General features: G+C 68.4%; 10 protein-coding genes. 5 read left to right on the top strand and 5 right to left on the bottom strand.

Going from position 1 to position 18,994, the window contains the following annotated elements:
* Positions 1–6: 6 nt before the first annotated feature.
* Positions 7–8,952, bottom strand: coding sequence for a DNRLRE domain-containing protein (locus tag ACP4J3_RS00530; RefSeq protein WP_426529104.1), 8,946 nt, complete (start codon positions 8,950–8,952; stop codon positions 7–9).
* A 488-nt stretch (positions 8,953–9,440) separates the two neighbouring features.
* On the opposite strand from ACP4J3_RS00530, the gene ACP4J3_RS00525 reads away from it, so the two are divergent.
* The 3 genes from ACP4J3_RS00525 to ACP4J3_RS00515 all read left to right on the top strand — a co-directional run bounded on the left by ACP4J3_RS00525 (position 9,441) and on the right by ACP4J3_RS00515 (position 14,034).
* Positions 9,441–9,926 carry a hypothetical protein gene (locus ACP4J3_RS00525; protein WP_426529102.1) on the top strand — a complete coding sequence of 162 codons (486 nt, stop codon included), beginning with the start codon at positions 9,441–9,443 and terminating at the stop codon, positions 9,924–9,926.
* Between the two features lie 240 nt (positions 9,927–10,166).
* Positions 10,167–11,126 (top strand): L,D-transpeptidase family protein, encoded by a 960-nt coding sequence (locus ACP4J3_RS00520; RefSeq protein WP_426529100.1) that lies wholly within the window; start codon positions 10,167–10,169, stop codon positions 11,124–11,126.
* Between the two features lie 274 nt (positions 11,127–11,400).
* The gene (locus ACP4J3_RS00515; RefSeq protein ID WP_426529098.1) at positions 11,401–14,034 is read left to right on the top strand and encodes an FG-GAP-like repeat-containing protein; all 2,634 of its coding nucleotides are present in this window, start codon (positions 11,401–11,403) and stop codon (positions 14,032–14,034) included.
* An 86-nt stretch (positions 14,035–14,120) separates the two neighbouring features.
* Here ACP4J3_RS00515 and ACP4J3_RS00510 read toward each other — a convergent pair whose 3' ends face one another.
* On the bottom strand, positions 14,121–14,516 hold the full coding sequence (locus ACP4J3_RS00510; RefSeq protein ID WP_426529096.1) for a hypothetical protein: 396 nt from the start codon (positions 14,514–14,516) through the stop codon (positions 14,121–14,123).
* Positions 14,517–14,682: 166 nt separating this feature from the next.
* On the opposite strand from ACP4J3_RS00510, the gene ACP4J3_RS00505 reads away from it, so the two are divergent.
* Positions 14,683–15,177: a DUF1877 family protein gene (locus tag ACP4J3_RS00505; protein WP_426529094.1), complete on the top strand. Its 495-nt coding sequence runs from the start codon at positions 14,683–14,685 to the stop codon at positions 15,175–15,177.
* 22 nt (positions 15,178–15,199) lie between these two features.
* Here the strand turns inward: ACP4J3_RS00505 and ACP4J3_RS00500 are convergent, their stop codons facing one another.
* The 3 genes from ACP4J3_RS00500 to ACP4J3_RS00490 form a co-directional block, all read right to left on the bottom strand.
* Positions 15,200–15,811: a hypothetical protein gene (locus tag ACP4J3_RS00500; protein ID WP_426529092.1), complete on the bottom strand. Its 612-nt coding sequence runs from the start codon at positions 15,809–15,811 to the stop codon at positions 15,200–15,202.
* A gap of 115 nt (positions 15,812–15,926) precedes the next feature.
* Entirely contained in the window at positions 15,927–16,457 is a 531-nt protein-coding gene (locus tag ACP4J3_RS00495; protein WP_426529090.1) for a hypothetical protein, read from the bottom strand.
* Positions 16,458–16,545: 88 nt separating this feature from the next.
* Positions 16,546–18,153, bottom strand: a complete 1,608-nt coding sequence (locus tag ACP4J3_RS00490) for a beta-N-acetylhexosaminidase (RefSeq protein ID WP_426529760.1) — start codon at positions 18,151–18,153, stop codon at positions 16,546–16,548.
* A gap of 214 nt (positions 18,154–18,367) precedes the next feature.
* On the opposite strand from ACP4J3_RS00490, the gene ACP4J3_RS00485 reads away from it, so the two are divergent.
* Positions 18,368–18,916, top strand: coding sequence for a 2-oxo-4-hydroxy-4-carboxy-5-ureidoimidazoline decarboxylase (locus ACP4J3_RS00485; RefSeq protein ID WP_426529088.1), 549 nt, complete (start codon positions 18,368–18,370; stop codon positions 18,914–18,916).
* Positions 18,917–18,994 lie beyond the last annotated feature (78 nt).

Here is an 18,994-nt window from a genome sequence, read left to right as displayed (position 1 = left end):
ACCTCCCTAAAGTCCCATTTCCTTGGCGATCCGCTCGTATATCGGCTTCATGATGGGCGCCAACTGCCTTGCCCACCCAGCCTGCTTCCGACTGCAGTCGATACATTGCGGATACAGGCGCTGCGGAAATCCGTCCGGCACCCACGAACTGATGGGCTGGTGGTCAGGAACATACCCCTTCTTCGAGCCGAAGGGGAAGATGATTCCGCAGGTGTGGCATCCGAACTGGCTCCCGATCTCATTGATCTGATCCCTTTCGCCGCCTGGAGACTCGTCGAACTTCTGAGACTTGCTCCGCGCCGGAATCGATTCGAACGCATAGGGACCGATCGGACAGACTTCCTCGGGATCGCTCCTGTCCCGCTTGGCATTGTGCACCAGGACTGGTGCATTGCCGACCATCACATAGTAGGTGTGCTGGCCGTCGACGGTGAGGTTGTGGACCTTCTGGGCACGGTGGGCGTCGTCGATCGCGGTGATCTGGACCCAGGTGCCGGCTGCGGTCTGCAGCCACATGCCCGGTTCGAGATCACCGGCCTCGGCCCAGCGGCCGTAGTCCGGCAGCCAGAACGGGTGATTGGCCGTTGCCGTGATCTTGCTGGGCTTGGCCTTGCCATCCTTGCCGTCAGGGTCGACCGTCAGCGTGATCAGGTGCTTGAGGCCGTCACCGGTGATGGTGTCGGTGACCTGGCGGGCCTGGAGGTCGCCGGTCTCCGGGTCGGAGGCCAGGACGTACTCACCGGTCTTCAGGTCCTCGATGTTCTTCGTGGACCCGTCGGCCATCAGCACCTTGGTGCCCGGGACGAAGCTGTTCTTCTGCCCCTTCTTGCACGACGATCGCTTGAGCTTGCTCTTGACCTCCTTGGTCTTCTGCTTGACCTTCTGGCCAGCATCCTTGATCTTCTTGCCGGCATCCTTGATCTTCTCGCCGGCATTCTTTGCCTTGTTACCGCCCTTGACGGCGTCGACCGCCTTGGCGCCCTTCTTGGCCCACTTGGCCGCCGTCGCCGCCGCGCCGAGGCCCGGTACCGCTGCTGCCATGGACAGCGCGGCATCCTCGTAGTTGCCCTCGGCCGCATACCAGATGCCGTTGGCGACATCCGCGACCTCGCCCACGACCGGCACCATGCCCGCCACATCGAGGGCGGCATGGCCCACGTCGGACAGGGAGATGTCCAGGCCGAACAGGTGGCCGTCCAGCTCGATGAACGAGATCGGGTTGCCGCCCGCGAACGCGTACCGGTTGCCCGTGTACGGGTCCATGGCCAGGGCCATGTCGTTGAGCGCACCGCCGAACATGTCCCGCGTCAGGAACCGGTTGAGCCCCGGGTCGTAGTTGCGGAAGCCCATGTCATAAGTGCCCGACCCGTCGTCATAGCGATGGGCGTTGTACCGGTACTCGTTGTACGCCTCCTTGTCCGGGTTCGCCGCATCCGGCTTGTCCGCACCCGTGAAGCGCCCCTCGTCGTCCGAGCCGTACGCCGTGTACCCGTACGTCGCACGCGTCGTACCATCCGGCTTGGTAACCGCCTCCACATCACCCTTGGGGTGGTACAGGTAGTGCGAGTACTCCTTCGTGGCGTCCGTGTTGTGCTTGATCTGGGTCAGCTTCTGACCCCACGGCGCGTACTGGTAGGACTTGGTCGCCTTGTCCGCGACCTCCTCCCGCAGCACCTTGTTCTCCATGCCCAGGTACGTGAAGACCGTGGTCTTCCCGTTCGTCCCGGACGTGGTCTCCGAAGCAGTGCGGTCGAAGGCGTCGTAGACGTACGTCGTCGACTTCGCCGACGTACCCGAGCCCGCCGTGTACTTCGCGATCCGGTCGAAACCGTCGTAGCTGTACTTCTCCTGCACGCTGCCGTTGGACGAGACGGTGTCCAGGCGGCCCAGCGGGTCGTAGTTGTACGTCGACGCCACACCCGACACCGTCGTCTTCAGCAGCCGGTTGCGGTCATACGTCGACGTCGTCGTCGTACCGCCGACCGTCTGCTCGACGATGTTGGAGTTGCCGTCGTAGACGTACGACTCCGTACCCGCCGCGTCCCCGGTCTTGGTGACCTTGGCGATACGGTCCTGCGGGTCGTAGTCGAACACCGACACCGTGTCCAGGTAGTCCGCCGAGTTGTCGGCGTTCATCACCTTCGCGGTGTCCTTCGACCGGTTCCCGTTCGGGTCGTACTCCAGATCGTGCGAGGCCACCACCGTGGTCCCGTCCGACTTCTTCTCCAGCTGCGACTTCACCGCACCGTTGAGGTAGTAGGCGTAGTCGACGGTGTTCCCGTTCGGCTTGACCTGCTTCAGCGGCTGGCCGCGGTCGGTGTAGGTGAACGTGGATATCTGCTGGTTGCCGGCGGTCGCCGAGTCCGCGTTCGTGATCTTGTTGATCATGTCGCGGACGTCGTACTCGAACGCCGACCAGGTCACGTCGTGCGTCGTCGAGTCGATGTTGCCGTTGACGTCGTACGTCAGCGACGTCGTGTTCTTGACCGTCGTGCCGAGCTTCTCCTCGACCTTCGACAGCTGGTTCAGCTCGTCGTAGGTCATGGCGTAGGCATCCGCCTTGGCGCCCGGCGAGAGGTCCTTGACCTCCTTCAGCAGACCGTTGGCGTCATAGGTGTAGGTGAAGTCCTTCTTCTCGTTGTCGGTGTCACCCGTGTTGGAGCGGACCAGCTTGATGCCGTCCGCGATCACCGAACCGTCGGCGTTGTCAGACAGCGTGATCTTCTGCGTCCCGGCCTCGGTGAAGGTGTACGAGCCCAGCGAGACCCAGTCACCCGCGTTCGCCGACTGGTTCACCGTCTTGGTGGCCGTGCCCGTGGAGTGGGTGATCTCGAAGGGGGCATTCGTGGCCGCGCCCGTCACGTTGCCGTGGCGGGTGAAGACCTCGTATGTGCCGTCCTGCGGGATGACCAGCTGCCAGGTGAAGGTGTCCGTGCCCGTACCCGCCGCGTTCGTGCGGACGTCGTAGCCCCACTGGTCGGTCGCCTGGGAGGCATCCCAGGTGCCCTGCGTGGCGGTGTTGTGGACGTCGGAGGAGTCGACCACCACGACCTGCAGACCGACCGGGATACCGTCGTCGGAGCGCGCCTTCTGGTTGCCCGACGGGTAGAAGTCCCACGTCATGGTGCGCTGCGAGGAACCGCCGGCCGAGGTCAGCGTGTTCTTCGTCTGCTGGCCCAGCAGGTTGTAGTCGTATGACGTGGTGATGTCGAACGGATCCTTCGCCGACTTCACCCAGCCGTTGTCGTAATACTCGTACGACGTGACGTTGCGGACGCTCTGGCCCTGCGACGGCGGAGCCGAGACCTCCTTGAGCTGACCGGCCTCGTCGTAGAAGAAGTACGTCCGGTCCGGGGTGGCGTAGCGCGTGTCGTCCGCGTCGAACGCTGTGAGCTGTTCCTTGACCCGGTTCAGCTCGTCATAGATCGTCTCCGTCGTGTAGTCGGTGGCATCGTCCGTGGTCTCCACGCCCCGCGGGCTGATCACCTTGGTCCGGTTGCCGACCTCGTCGTACTCGTACTGGGTCGTCCGATAGGTGACGGCGCCTGTGGAGGCGTCCTTGGAGTACGGGACCTTGACCTGCTTGGTCAGACCACGCCGGTCGAAGGTCGTCTCCGTGGTGTTGCCCTCGGCGTCCGTCGCCTCATCGACGCGGCCGTCGAGGTCGTAGTGGACGGATGTGAACTTGCCCGCGGCGTCCGTCGTCTTCACGACCCGGTGGTTCAGGTCGTAGGTGTACTTCGTGGTGAAGTCGGACGTGTCCGCAGTCGCGTTCTTCTTCGGGTCGATGACGGTGACCAGGTTGCCGACGCTGTCGTACTCACTGGAGACCTTGTCGCCCTTGGCGTTGACCACCGAGACCGGCTGGTAGATCTCGTCGTACGTGTACGTGGTCGTGTAGTCGCCCACCGTCGCCGTCAGGTTGCCCTTGGGCTCGGTGACCGTCTTGACGTTGCCGACCTTGTCGTACGTCGTGGTCGTACGGCGCTCCGGGTCGCCCGCCACATCCACCGGGGCCAGCGAGTCGGTGACCTGGTCCGCCGCGTCGTACACCGAGGAGGTCTCGGCACCGTTCGGGGCGTACGCCGTCAGGATGTTGTTGTTGGCGTCGTACTTCGGCGCCGGAGTGGTGATGAGGACACCGGCGGCCTGGTCCTTCGGCGACGTCTGCTCCAGCGGGCGGCCGAAGTAGTCGTAGCTCTGGGTGACCTTGGCGGCCTTGGCGTTGACGACCTCCAGGGTGTTGCCTCGCTCGTCGTAGACGAACGTGGTCGTGTTGGTCTTCGCGTCGGTGATCTTCTCCGGGTAGCCGGACGGACCGTACTGGTCGTACTTCGTGGTGTGGCCATTCGCGTCCGTTTCCGTCAGCGGCTGGCCGTACGCGTCGTACGTGGTGGTCGACGTGTAGTCACCCTCCGTGGCCGACGCCACACCCTCGGGGTCGGTGACCGACGTCGGGTTGCCGAAGTCGTCGTATCCGAACTGCCACGTGTTGCCCAGCGGGGACGTCTTGCGGAACAGGTTCGCCGAGTAGCCGTCCGCGCGGGTCTGGTACTCGAACGCCGTGGCGCCGGACGGGTAGCTCGCCGGGTCGCAGTAGTCGGTCGGGGTGAACGACGTCCACGACTTGGTGGTCTCCGCGTCCCACTGACGCAGCGGGTAGCCCGTCTTCGGGTCGTAGCAGTACGCGGCCTTGGCGCCGTTGTTCTCCTCCAGGTAGGTGACGTTGTTGTCCGCGTCCCAGGCCAGCTTCGTGGTCTGCGACTTGGCGTTGGTCAGCTCCACCGGGCGGGCGAAGTCGTCGGTGACGTACTTCGTCGCGTGGGACTCGGCGTCGGTGACCGTGGTGTCGGTGAACTTCGTGTTCGTGGCGTTGGCCGCGTACGCGAAGTTCGTGGTGCCGTTCAGACGATCGGTGATCGTCTGCGTCCACCAGTGATACTTCGGGTCGTCCCCCTCCTGCGGGTAGTAGTACGCCAGGTCGGTGCCGTTGCCACGCGGGTCGGTGGCGGTCACCAGCTTGACGTTCTTGTTGCCCTGGGTGGCGTCGTAGGTGAACTTGAAGACCTTCGGCTGGGACGAGTCCTCGCCGTCGACCATGCGGCCCATCAGGCCCTTGGTCGTGTAGTAGAAGGTGATCTTGCGACCGGAGATGTCCGTGACGGACTTGATGTGGTCGTAGATCTTGGAGTTGGTCAGGTTGGTGCCGCTGACCTTGGCGCCCGTGTCGTCGATGTACTCGTAGGTGGCGTCACCCTTCTTGTAGTAGTCGACGACCAGGGACTGACGGCCGACCGGGTCCGTGATGTAACGCAGGAACTTGGTCGGCTTGTTGTTGGACTTGCGCTCCTCGTACGTGTACGTCTGCGTGTTGCCGTCGTTGTCGACGACCGACGTCAGATAGCCGTCACAGCCGAAGAAGAAGCGCGTGCCGTCGGGGCGGGTCAGCGACCACGCGTCCGGGGTGTTGTCCTTGTCCGGGGTGCACTCCGTGCCGGTCTTGAAGTCCAGCTTGAAGTGGACGCCCGCCGGGGCCTTCCAGGTGCCGTCGGCCTGCTTGCGGAAGACGTGCGTGGTGCCGTCGCCGTCCGGGAGGCGGACCTCGGTCGGGTTGGGGTTGGGGTGGAAGTCCAGCGGCGCGCCCAGGCGCAGCGGGCCGGACGCCTGGCCCGACCAGCCGTGGCCGAGAACGGTGTCGCTGGTGTCGAGCGAGTTGTAGGCGACGCGGAAGAAAGTGTTCAGTCCGCGGCCGGGGTTGTTGATGGCGTTGTAGGACCAGACGCTGTTGCCCGCGGCGACGTTGTTCATCACCGTGGAGCCGGCGCCGGTGTTCTTGCCGGTGTAGGAGTAGAACTTCTCCAGACCGAGGGTGTTGGAGGTGGGGTCCTCCACCGCCACGTTCTGCTTCAGCGGCGCGATGCCCTCGGTTCCGGCGGACAGCCAGCTGCCGTCGGAGACCTTGCGGACGTCCCAGCCGAGCACGTAGTCGGTGCGCTTGTTGCCGGCATCGGAGTTGATCGGCGTGGCGACCTGCGCCTGGATCGTGGCCGACTGGCCGGGGTTCAGCGCCGGTATCGCCGTGGACAGCTGGTTGCCGCCGGTCGTCACGTCCGTGCCGTCCGGGAGCTTCCAGGTGTACGACAGCTCCCGCTCACCCGCCGCCCACGCCGAGCTGGTGGTGTTGGTGACCGTGAAGTCCACCTTGTAGGTGGAGTTCGGGGTCATCCGGGACGGCGTCTGCGGCGCGTAGTAGGTGTCCTCGGTGGTGGAGTCGACGTAGATCACCCGCAGCAGCGGGCCGATCTGCCAGTCGTCCGCCTCCGAGGCCAGGAACAGGGTGCGCTCCTGCGGGCCGGTCGAGGACTCGTCCTTCAGCTTGACCATCGCACCGTGGTTGCTGGAGGGGGTGTCGACCCAGCCCTGGGTCAGGCCGGTGGCGTCCCACCAGTGCCGGCCGACGTCGTTGCTCCACTGCGGGGTGTAATCCGAGACCGTGGAGGAGTGATCCCCGCCCGGACTCGTCCACGCCGTGGTGGAGGTGGCGTTGTTCCACGTCGCCGTGGTCTCGTCGAAGTCCCGGGTCAGGCCGTGCAGGTTGTAGACGGCACCGTCGCTGCCGGTGGTGGTCTGCGCCGCCCACATGAACAGCCGCGACTCCAGCACCGTCGCCGTGGCCGGGATGTCATCGGTGGCGAACTTCATCGCCGCGCGGGTCGTGCCCCAGGTCGAGGAGTTGTTGCCCACGCTCAGCCAGTTCTGGCCCACCCCCCACGACGTCATGGTGTCCTGGTTGGTGTCCGGCTGCGCGGACGACAACGTCGTATCCGTCACCCCGGACGTGCCCTGGATGAGCTTCATCGTGCGGCCCGCCTTGGGCACGCCGACGATCCGCGTCGGGGAGCCGAGCAGCTCACCGCTCTTCGTCTTCACCGCCAGCTGGTAGTAGTACGACCGCCCGATCTCCACCGACGACGAGTCCGGCGTCGGCGTCGCGGTGGTGTCCGTATACGACGTGGCCGCCTTGTCGACCGGCGCGATGAGGGTGGCCGCGGACGGGGTGAACGCCTGCTGCGTGGAGCGGTGCAGCTGGTACTCCACGATGTCCAGACCCGCATCGCCGGAGTCGTTGCTGTACGCCTTCCACGACAGCTCCGGGCCAGTGGAGTGGATCACCTGCGGGGAGTTCAGCGTGGTGCCGACCTTGCCGTAGGTGACCGTCAGCCTGGGGATCGTGGAGGTCTCGCCGCCGTAATCGCCGTCGCCGGCCTCATAGCGCGGACCGCCCAGCGGACCGTTGGTCGACTCGTCGCTCGCCTTGAGCACGAAGCCATAATTGGGCTCGGTGCCGTTCACCCACTTCTGCACGGTGTCGGTGACCGGGAACTTGTCCCACGTGTTGTACTCGCCCTTGCTGCGGGTCAACTGCGCCGGGTTCACCCAGCGCACCGCGTCCGCGATCACCGCCGTTGACGTCGAGGCCGGGCCGTCACCCAGGACCACCTTGCCGGCGGTGCCCTTGGAGAACTTGATCTGCGAGCCGCCGTTGAGGGACTCCCACACGCCGCCCGAACCGGCCGTCTGGTCCACCGTGTAGGTGGTGGAGCCGTTCGTGCCGGTCACCGTGTACGGGGCGTTGGTGGCCCGGTCGGATGCCGGCACATAGTGCACGTCGACCCGGTAGGTGGAGGTCTCCGGCAGCCTGGGCTGCCAGGTGTAGGTGTCCCCGGCCACCGCGTCCTTGTTGTAGCGGTAGTCCTGGTTGACGGCGTACTGGGTCAGCGTCGACGTGGAGGCAGGCCAGGTGCCGGAGGCGGCCGTGGTGCCCGCGTCCCCGTCGTCGACCTGCACGCTGGTGCCGGACAGCTCACCCACCAGGGCACTGGTGTTGTCCCAGGTCGCCGTGGACTCGTCCCAGGCGCCGGTCGCCCGGTGCGCCTTGATCAGGACACTGGTGCCGGTGGTGGTGTGCGACTGGTCGTAGTACATCTCCAGCCGCGCCGCATCGATCTTCGTGCCCGCCGGGATCTCGTCCAGCGGGAACTTGATCAGCGACCGGGCCGCCCCCGTGTCCGTGCGGCCCGCCGACAGCTTCCAGGAGGAGCTGTAGTTCGTCGTCGGCGCCTCCTGCAGGACCATCACGTCCTGCGCGCTCGACGGCGACGGCGCGATCGTGATCGTCGGATCGATCACCACCGGGTACTGCCGGTCCTTCGACGCCAGCCACTGCGTGTCCGGCGTCACCGTCAGCTTCCACCGCTTGCCGTCACGGGTCAGCTTCTGGGTGACCTTCGTGCTGTAGGTCTGCCCGAAGACGGAGGTATCCGCCTTCTTCGCGTCCGTCATGTACGGCGCCGGGATCACCAGCTCGGGCGTGTCCGGCAGCTCGCCGTACAGCGCGATCGAGCCGTCCTTGCGGGCCTTCGGCTCCAGCCCGTCCGTATCCAGGGTGAAGGTGAACTTCACCGGACCGTTGGGGCGCTTGGCCAGGGTGATGTTCTCCTTCACCCGGCCCGGACCGACCACATACTCCAGATCCGCGCCGTGCACCACGTCCGCGTAGGTGACCGTGGAATCCTTGACCTTCGGGGCGAGGTCCTTGTCCCGCACTCCGTCCAGGCCCAGGGTGACCGAACGGCCGCTCGGCGAGGCGAACCGCACCAGCCGGCCGGCATCCCCGCCGAACCAGGACCGCCCGTTGTTCGTGGTGTTGGCGAAGGCGAAACCCTTGGCCTTCGTACCGCGCACCGCGGTGTCGACCGGCTTCCAGGTCGCCTTCTTGCCCTCACCCGAGCGGTACGACGTCGGCACCGCCGACAGCTCCGCCTGCACCCGGCCGTCCGACAACTGCCAGAAGCGGGCGTGCGCCGTGCGCCGTCCCGTCAGCTCCTTGACTCGCTTGGCCTCCGGATCGGCCTTGCCCTTCGGCAGTTTCTGCCGGTCGGCTATCCCCAATTCATCATGCGACGGAGGCTTCTCGTTTTCCTTGCTATCATCCGCGAACCAGCCTTTGACGGTGTCGACAATTCCCTTTCCGTCACCGTCGTCAGCGGGCGCCGCATAAGCGACCTGAGGCAGCGCGGTACTTGTCACCGCGGCCACCACAAGGCACGCCACAAGCCTGCCCAGTCCGGGTCTCACGCCAAACCTTTCCTCGAATGTCACGGTCCAAATATGCCGCCCAAACCCGCCTCCACCTGCACGGATGACAGGCCATAGGCAGCGGCGCCGGATTTCTAGTCATTCCGGTGACGCCATGTCAAGCGATCGGCCATTTCGGGCACTTGACCCCAAAGAGGTCGCCGGATGTCCGATATTTCCGCTCGCTGGACATCGACGGATGGCATCGGGTATAACCCGGCCGACTGCAGCGCCGAACGCCTGACCATTCACACGCGGAAGGGAATTTGAACGTGCCCGGAAAAACCCAGGAATCCGAAGTGATGGAAACCGACACCGAAGGCTCGGATGCTGAAGGCTCGGATACCAAAGGCTCGAAGAAGCCGTCGGGCGACCGTGCCGGCCTGCTCGCCGCAGGCGTCGCACTGGCCGTCTGCGGCGGTCTCGTCCTCTACGGCGTGCTCGACCCGGGCGAGGACGAGTCGAAGCCCGCGGACCGAACCCCCACCGCCGCGGTGACCTACGAAGTGACCGGCGAGGGCACCGCCGACATCGCCTACCAGGCTCGCAGCGCCTCTGGAGAGGCCGTCGTCGTCAAGGCGGCGACGCTGCCCTGGCGCAAGACGGTCGACGTCCCCCTCGGCCAGGAGCCGACCGTCAGCATCATCCTCGGCGAGAAGGGCGGCCAGGCCCGCTGCACCCTCGCCATCAACGGCAAGCACGTCCAAAGCGCCACCGCCACCGGCACCTTCGGCCGCGCCACCTGCACCGGCGCCCTGCCCGAGCGGGCGAACGCGACCGAGGGCTGACGAAGGCCGACGAGGGCCGACGTCCACGCTGCCCCATATCAGCCCCTTTGTCGCCTCACTTGACACCGGTTCGGCGACCTGACTACAACCCGAGCCCGGTTGTGCATGACCTCTCCCAGGCCGTGCGGCATGCGTCCGCGCGGTCTCTCCGTCGTGCCGTGACATGCACCCGCTTCGTCACCGTGCCCGCCTCCGCGAACCGCCCGCCCCCGACACGCCCCCATTGGCAAGGAGCCCAGCGTGCAGGTCTTCCCCCGTCAGGTTCTGATCAGCGCCGCCGTCGTCAGCGTTCTGGCGGTGACGTCCGCCTGCGGCGGACCCGGCGACCAGCAGGCGGCGGCCGACTCGGTCGACATATCACAAACGCCGGGCGACAGCCCCGCCGATGCCTCCGGCTCCGCGTCGCCGAGCGCCTCAGCCTCCACGTCCGCCAGCCCGTCCGCCTCCGCCTCCGGCGACGCGTCCGCCTCGCCGTCCACCTCCACCTCCGCCTCCGGCGACGCCGCGAAGGAGACCAACGACGCGGCGAGCGGCACGGGCGGGGGCACAGGCACCGGTTCGGCAACCGGCGGTCAGCAGGACCCGGCGCCCGCCGCACCCGCCGCACCCGACTTCCCGGTACCGGTCGAGGTGGGCGACGCCACCCAGCTCATCACGGTGAAGGCCAGCGGCTCCTACGCCACCGTCACCGCCTGGGCCAAGGGATCCTCCGGCTGGAAAGCCCAGTTCAGCACCAGCGCGGGCCGGGTCGGCTCCAACGGCGTGACCGACGGGGCGACCCGGCGGCAGAGCACGTACACCACCCCGAGCGGCACCTACACGATCACTGAGGGCTTCGGCCATGTGGCCGGGGGCACCGCCATGCCGTACCACGTGGTCACCGATGACGACTGGTGGGTGCAGGACCCCGAGTCGAAGTTCTACAACTCCATGCACGGCGAGGCGGGCGCGGACTTCCCGCTCACCGAGTCCGGCGAGCGCGGCAGCGAGCACCTCATCAACTACCCCACGCAGTACGCCAAGGCGCTCGTCATCAACTTCAACCGCTGGCCCGCCACTCCCGGCCGCGGCGCGGGCATCTTCCTGCACGTCAACGGCAGCGGCGCCACCGCGGGCTGCGTCTCCGTGCCCCGGGCCACCATGGACCGCATCATGGGCTGGATCAAGCCGTCCGCCCACCCGCGCATCGCCATCGGCTGAGCCAAAACGTGACCTCCGTCACTTCGGCATGCGTTGCCGTGACGTTTACCCAGTGCAAAACGCTGGGTGGAGCGAGCCATGTCTGTGACGGACGTGCCTCGCGTGACTTTCTTCTCTGGTCTTCCTTCGGTCTCCAACGACCTTCATTTGGGGTGGATTCGTCTTGAGTCGTCGTACTCGTCGTACGCGTCGTACGTCGCGCGCGTACAGACCGCTGAGCCTGAAGCGCAGAGCCTGGCTCACGCTCGGCGCCGTCGTCCTGGGAGGTGGGGGCGTGGCGACGTACGCCCTGGCCGGGCCCTCCGAGGAACCCGGTGCGGCCGGCCGGGCCAAGCGGCCGGTAAAGGTCTTCGACCTCGCGCTGAAGGGAACGGGCAGCAGCAAGCGGGAGCTGCCGCGCACCAGCACCGAGCAGTTCTCGCTGCTGGGCGTCTCCTGGACCGGGGCCGCGAAGAAGCTCGACGGCACCGCGCAGGTGCGCACCCGCAACCTGGAGACCGGCGAGTGGAGCGGCTGGCAGAACCTGGACCTGGACGGAGACCAGCCGGACAAGAACGAGCCCGCCGCGCGCAGCGCCTCCGAGCCGCTGTGGGTGGGGCCGTCCGACGGTGTCGAGGTGCAGGTCGTGGGCAAGGACGGCACCGCGAGTGCCGGACTGCCCAAGAGACTTCAGGTCACCCTCGTCGACCCGGGTGTGGTGACGGCCGCCGAGACCACCTCCACCGGCAGCGAGTTCGAACCGGCCGCGTTCGCCGCCGAAACCAGTCCCTCCCCCGCGGAGACGGCCACGGACACCGCCACGGACACGGAATCGGCCACCGCCTCGCCGGCCTCTGGTGAGAGCACGGCGGAGACCACGGCCTCCCCCTCGCCGTCCGACTCGACGTCCCCGTCCCCCTCGGAGTCGGACTCGACCTCCGCCTCTCCCTCACCGACCGAGACCAAGCCGACCGCCCCGCCCTCCACCGTCAACCAGCCGCCGATCATCAACCGGGCCGCCTGGGGCGCGGACGAGTCCAAGGTCGACGACCCGCCGACCTACCTCGACAAGATCGACGCTGTGGTCGTGCACCACACGGCCGGCAGCAACAGCTACAGCTGCGCCCAGTCCGCCTCCATCGTCCGCGGGCTCATGGCCTACCACGTGGACGGCAACGGCTGGAACGACCTCGGCTACAACTTCGTCGTCGACAAGTGCGGCCAGATCTTCGAGGGCCGCGCGGGCGGTGTCGACCTGCCGGTTCAGGGCGCACACACCTACGGCTTCAACAGCTACACCACCGGGATCACCGTGCTCGGCGACTTCGAGGGCGACCCGGCCAGGGGCAAGCCGGCCGGCCGGCCGAGCCGCGCGGCCATGGAGTCCGTGGCCCGCGTCGCGGCCTGGAAGCTGGGCCAGTACGGCGGCGACCCCAACGGCAAGGTCACCCTGACCGCCAAGGGGAACACCGGCGTCTGGAACGAGGGTGAACAGGCCACGCTCAACCAGATCATGGGCCACCGCGACGCGTACGCCACCGCGTGCCCCGGCGCCAACCTCTACTCCAAGCTCGGTGAGATCCGCCGCTACGCCGCGAGCGCCGGCGCCAACTCCGCCATCCCGACCGCCGACTTCAACCGCGACGGCGTCAACGACCTGGTCGCGGGCACGCGCCTGGCGCTGAACCGCGGCGGCACGGTGACCGTCGTACCGGGCAACACGGAGGGGCCGGACGCCACGCTCAAGCGCTCCCTCACACAGAACAGCCCCGGCGTCCCCGGCGTCCACGAGTCCTACGACTACTTCGGCACCGCGACCGCCTGGGGCGACGTCAACGGCGACGGCTACGCCGACCTCGCCGTCGGCGCGCCCGGCGAGAACTGGGGCAGCACGAAGGACCGCGGCTCGGTCACCGTCCTGTACGGTCCCGGCCTGGACTCCGGGTTCAACTACACGACCACCGGCGTGACGCAGACCGGCGCCAAGCTGGGCTCGGCCGTCACGGTCGGCGACTTCAACGCCGACGGCAAGGCCGACGTCTTCTCCGCCGGCACCGGCAACAGCGGCAGCTGGAACGCCCGCCTGACCGGCGGCACCACCCAGTACGGCACGCTCACCAGCGCCTCCGGGTCCCTCGCGTACCTCGACGCCGCCACCGGCGACTTCAACCGCGACGGCTACGCGGACGTGGCCCTCAACTACCGCGACCAGTCCGGCACCGCCCGCGTCACCTGGTTCAAGGGCAGCGACTCCGGGCTGGTCAAGGTCAGCGTCCTGTCCGTCAAGGGCGGCCGCTCCATCGCCGCGGGCGACGTCAACGGCAACGGCTACGACGACATCGCCATCGGCCAGCCGTACACCGCCGAGTCCGACGCCGCGGCGGGGGGTCAGGTCACCGTGGTTCCGGGCACCTCGACCGGCTTCACCACCACCGGCATGCGCACCCTCCACCAGGGCAGCAGCGGCGTTCCCGGCGCCGGCGAGTCCGGTGACGGCATGGGTGCCTCCGTCGCGGTCGGCGACTACGACGACGACGGCTACGCGGACGTCCTGGCCGGCCTCCCGGGCGAGGACCTCACCCGCAGCGACGTCGCCCGGACCAACGCGGGCATGGCCGTGCTGCTCAGGGGCACCTCGTCCGGCCTGACCGGCTCCGGCGGCAAGGGGTTCACACAGGACAGCAGCGGCATCACCGGAGTGACCGAGTCCAACGACATGCTCGGTTCCGCCGTCGTCCTGCAGGACCTCTCCGGCTGGGGCCGCGCCGACCTGGCCATCGGCGTGAAGGGCGAGAACGGCTACGACGGCGTCATCCTCCAGCTCGACAGCGGCAGCGCCGGCATCAGCAACAGCGGCGGCGTCTACTACACCAAGAGCTCCCTCGGCACCCCGACGGACGCTCGACTGGGCGAGGCGCTGACGCCGTAGCCGTCGACACCACCTGAAACACCTGACTCGGCCGGGACCCCTCCCATTCACGGGGTCCCGGCCGAGTCATGCCCCACGGCGTCGCGTCACCACCGCGGCCGCCCGCTCGTCGCGTCCCGGCACAGCAGCCGCAGCGACCCGTCGCCCGCGAAACACCGCCGGGCCTCGTCGATCGGATCCCACAGCCGCCCGTCGGGCGTGCGGATCCAGTGGTCGCCGCCCGACGTCCACCACTCGGCGCCGGTCTGGCGGGCGATCACCTCACCGGCGTACGCGCCGAAACCACGCAGCGTGTTCTCCACGGCGGCATACGGCGTCCGCTCGCGCCGCAGGCTCTCGATCATCCGGTCGACCCGCCACAGGCTCTGCGCCGAGTAGTCGAGCCGCAGCCGGGCTCCCTCGCGCATCGTCGCCACCGCGTCCGCCGCCCACCGCACCGGCTTGGTCGCGGCTGCGGGCCTGGTCTCCTGCTGAGTCGTCACATCTGGGAAAAGCGTGTTCGACCGGCGAATCGTCACCCGGATCCGGCGGCTTTCCCGGACCGGTGCAGGACCGCCCCACCGCGCCCCCACGACGGACACAGGACTCCCTCAGGAACCAGGTTTACCGGGAGTGACGCTTTGCCGCCGCCGTGCGCTCCAGTCACTGATGAGTGTGTACTTCCATCTGCGCGCCGTGCCGCCCTCGGCCCTGCGCAACAGCCCCACCTGGTTCCAGCGCCTGTTCGAGGACGACTGGGACACCGTCCGGGAGCGGATCGGCCGGCATCGCGAGGAGGTGCTCGACAAGCGGTACGGCGACGTCGAGCTCCTCTATGGCGGCATCCCCCCGAACCACGCACCCGAAGGCCCCCGTACCCAAGTGGTCCTCGGCGGCCGCCCGGCCTTCCACACCGACCCCGCCCGGCCGCCGTTCATGCTGCTCACCGCGTCCCAGGTGGCCGGGGTCGCGGAGTTCCTCAAGGGGGCCGCCTTCGACGACCTGTGGCGGCACGCGCGCGGGCAGTTGCTGCGGCCCTACCACCAGCCGGCCGCGGAGCCCGAGGTGCGCGGCCTGTTCGCGGCGACACACCGCGATCTGACCGCGTTCTACTCACAGACCGCTCACTACGGGGACGCGGTGGTGAAGTGGCTGATGGCCTGACCGCGCCGGCGCGGCCCGGCCGTCAGCTCCGTCCCCGGGCCCGCCGCGACACCACCGCGCGCAGCACCCGGCGCCCTTCGGTCGAGACCTCCAGCGCCCGGCGCAGTCCGCCCACGCCATGCCCGGCGAGCAGTTCCAGGACGCTGACCTGGCGGCGCAGCTCGGCGGCGACGAGCGGCGACATGCCCTGCGCGCGGCCCGCGACGGGCGCACCGACCGCGCGGACGGAGTCGAGCGCCTCGGCCGGGGCGTCTGCCGAGGCCGTGTCGTCCTCGGCGGGGTCGAGCAGCCGGTGGATCTGGAGCGAGGCGACCGAGCAGGCGTCGGCCCAGACCCGTGCCTCGCCGGCGGACCGTACGGCGGGGGCGGCGGCCAGCATCCGGCGGGCGAGCAGCGCGGCCTCGTCCTCGACGTCCTCGTCGTCCATGACCTCCGCTATGCCCAGCTTGCCGCGCACCTGCTCCAGCAGCTCGCCCCAGGCTGCGGGGTCCTCGTCGGTCGCGAGGTTCGCCCACAGCGGGCGCAGCACCTCGTCGTCCCCGCCCAGCAGCGGTACGCAGCGATCCAAACAAGCCAACCCGCTGGCGGCCAGTCCGCGTTCGTCAGCCTGAGCGATCAGTTCCACCAGGCTCATCCAAGCCTCCCTAAGCGGGTCTTCTCTGAGGGTCGGGCCCCGCACAGGCCCCTGGCGGGCCCCTTCTCTAACGGAGCCCACACCTCCCCTTACTGCGTGCGACGACCCGGGAGTGTCACAGCGGCACCACACCGAGCCGGTCGAGCAGCCGGAAGAAGAGGTTTTCGGCCAATGAGTCCGCCGGGTCCGCCGGGTCCTCCGGGCCCGCTTCCGCGGTGAGTACGTCGACGACCGACTCGGCGTTCACCTCGTGCCCGGCCTCCGCGGCCCAGGCGACGGCCCGCTCGGCGGCGTCGGGCGGCTCCAGGAAGTAGTCCTCCAGCGTGAGTCCCTCGTCCGAGGCGCCGAGGTACCCGGCCATGGCGGCCCGCGCCAGACAGGTCGTCCACGCCCCGCTCTCCGGCGCCGCCGCCTCCACCACCACGGACGCGCTGTCCATGACGTACCCGAAGAGCGCGGGCGCGCCCGTCTCCTGGGCCAGGGTGTTCATGCTGCCGACGTCACCGCCGCCGCTGGGGTACTCCCACACCTGCCAGCCGCCGGGCGCCCGCGCCCTGAGCGTCATCCCCTCGGCGCCGGCCAGCGCGTCCAGCTCCGCCAGCGGCCGCGTCCCACGGCCCACGACGAAGTACCCCCAGTAGCCCATCCCGGTTCCCCCTGGCTGATCGGTTCGGCTCGGGCCGAATACACCACATTCGTACGGGGGTTCGCAGCCGTTCGGGCCAATCCACAGCTCAGCCCAGTCGGTCCGCGAGCGCCTTGAACCGGGCCCAGGACAGCCCCGGCTCACCCGCGTCCCACAGCTTCTGCACCGTCGCCCGCAGCGGCATCCGGATCCCAGCCGCGACCTGCGCCTGGGTCTGGGAGTTCGCCAGATCGCACCACACGGCGAAGGACCCGCCCAGGATCTGGCCGTCGTACCGGGCCGGCACGGCCACCGTCCCCCTGAGGACCCGCGGCGTCCACTGCCGGTAGATCCGCTCACCGGTCGGATAGACGAAGGTCTGCGGCTCGCCCAGCACGTAGTAGAGGAACTCGTCGTTGTAGTTGACGACCTTCCGCCCGGCGCCCAGATACTCCACCGGCACCCGGGCGCCGATCTCCTTGCCGGTCCAGTAGGCCACCTGGATGCCCGGGTCCGCCTGGACGGAGGTGTTCCGGAAGAAGCCGTCGTTCCAGGCCCGCGGCGTGCGGTCATGGGCGCGGACGGTGGCGGCGCGGTCGTTGAGCCATCCGGTGGCGAGGTCGGCGACGGTCGCGCCGGATCCATGGGCCTCGCGGGCGGCGGTGGCGAGCTGCGGGTAGGACGCCTCGGGGTCGGGGACGACCAGCGCCTGGTACTCGTCGCCGCCGAGGTGCCACTGGCCGCCGGGGAACAGGCCGGCGTACTCGTTCAGCAGATCGTCGACGATCTCGGCGGACTCGGGCTTGGAGATGTCGATGGCGCCCCGGGTCGCGGCGCCGTTCACATTGCGCAGTTGCAGATCGGGGTGCGCGGCGATGACGGCCCCCAGATGCCCGGGCGAGTCGATCTCGGGCACCACGGTGATGTGCCGGCTTTCGGCCAACTGGACGATCTTCTTGACCTGCGCCTTGGTGAGGTGCTGCCGCGACACGATCTCGGGGTGCGAGTCGGACTCGATCCGGAAGCCCTGGTCGTCGGAGAAGTGCAGCCCCAGCTGGTTGAACTTCAGGTCCGCCAGCTCCCGCACCCGATCCTCGATCCAGTCCGCGGTGAAGTGCTTGCGGGCTATGTCCAGCATGAGCCCGCGCACCGGCTTGGCGGGCGCGTCCCGCACTATGCCCTCCGGCGCCGTACCCCCGGCCGTGACCTCCTGCTTGAGCGTCCGGGTCCCGTAGAAGACCCCGGCCTCACCCGGCCCGCTGATCACCACACGCCCACCGCGCACGGTCATCGCGTACGACTCGGGGTTCGCACCCTCGTCGCCGCTCAGCGCCAGCCGCACGTCACCGGCCCGCGCGTCGTCCTTCCGCCCGGCATACGTCAGCCCCAGCTCGCCGGCTATGAGCCGGCCCTCGTCGGCCAGCTCGGCGTCACTGACGACGACCCGCTCCCCGCGCGCGGGACGCCAGCCGGGCCCACGGGCGGCGGTGTGGGACTGCACGGCCGGAATGGTCTGCGGAGCCTTCGAGAGCGGATACGACCGTGTGGGTGACGGAGTCGGGCTGGTGCGCGGCCCGGCGGGGGAGTCGGCCCGGGAGGTGCCCGTGGCGGCCCCCTGCTGCTCCGGCCCCGCCGACTCTCCGTCATCACCGGTGGCCAGGAGCCCGAGGCTCACCCCGGCCGCGACCGTCACGACGACCGCCGCGACGATCAGCACCCACGTCTGCTTGAGCGCCCTCTTCGCCGGTGCCCGGCGCCTGTGCTTGTGCTGGCTCACATCGCCAACCTAGGGCCTGTGAACTCGTCCCGCCGTCCAGCCTGTGTTCTGAAACTCTCCCGTTCGACTGAAATTCGGGCATCCTTCGGACACCTCACGTCCACAGTCGATAACGTGGCGCCACTCCTCCCCCAGAATCCCCTGCCGAAACCACGTGACGCCCACACATCTGCCTGGCCGAGTCGCCATACCGTCCCTGCCCACGGTCCTGGACGCCTTCAACACCGCGCCCGCCGAGGACGCCCGGGCGCTCCTCCTGGGCTGCCTGCACAGCCCTCGCTGGGCCGAACGCCTGACCGATCACCGCCCCTACCCCGACACCGACGCCCTCCTGGCGGCCTCCGACGAGGCGGCGTACGACCTCGCCCCGGGGGATCTGGCTCAGGCGTTGGCGAACGAAACGTTGCCGGTACTGCCGGAGGGCATCTACGGGGCCGCCCATACCGCACTGGATGCCGCAAATGCCGCATACGAGGCCAAGTTCGGCCACGTATTCGTCATCTGCCTGGACGACCTACCGCCGGACGAGGCGCTGGACCAGGTCCTGGCGGACATCCGATCACGATTGGCAAACGATCCGGATGAGGAACGGGTCGTGGCAGCAGAGGAGCTCCGGCGCCTCGCAAGGGGCAGATTGGCGAGGCACCTCAGGGGCGCGGGGAACTGCGCGACCAGCCACAACACACCGGCACCCGGCAAATAACAGCCCAGACCGCCCCATTAGCCGCCAATACCCCATCCGCGTGCCACTTCGATCACATACCCAGCCCCCCGCTAAGCC

This window comes from Streptomyces sp. UG1, assembly GCF_049974585.1.
Classification (GTDB): Bacteria; Actinomycetota; Actinomycetes; order Streptomycetales; family Streptomycetaceae; genus Streptomyces.
The sequence above is the reverse complement of the archived record's forward strand: the minus strand, read 5'-3'. Positions and strand labels throughout refer to the sequence as shown.

Bases quoted from the DNA above. Each gene is read 5' to 3' on its own strand.
- ACP4J3_RS00525 (WP_426529102.1), top strand. From the start codon at position 9,441: ATGGAAACCGACACCGAAGGCTCGGATGCTGAAGGCTCGGATACCAAA.
- ACP4J3_RS00505 (WP_426529094.1), top strand. From the start codon at position 14,683: ATGAGTGTGTACTTCCATCTGCGCGCCGTGCCGCCCTCGGCCCTGCGC.
- ACP4J3_RS00500 (WP_426529092.1), bottom strand. From the start codon at position 15,811: ATGAGCCTGGTGGAACTGATCGCTCAGGCTGACGAACGCGGACTGGCC.
- ACP4J3_RS00495 (WP_426529090.1), bottom strand. From the start codon at position 16,457: ATGGGCTACTGGGGGTACTTCGTCGTGGGCCGTGGGACGCGGCCGCTG.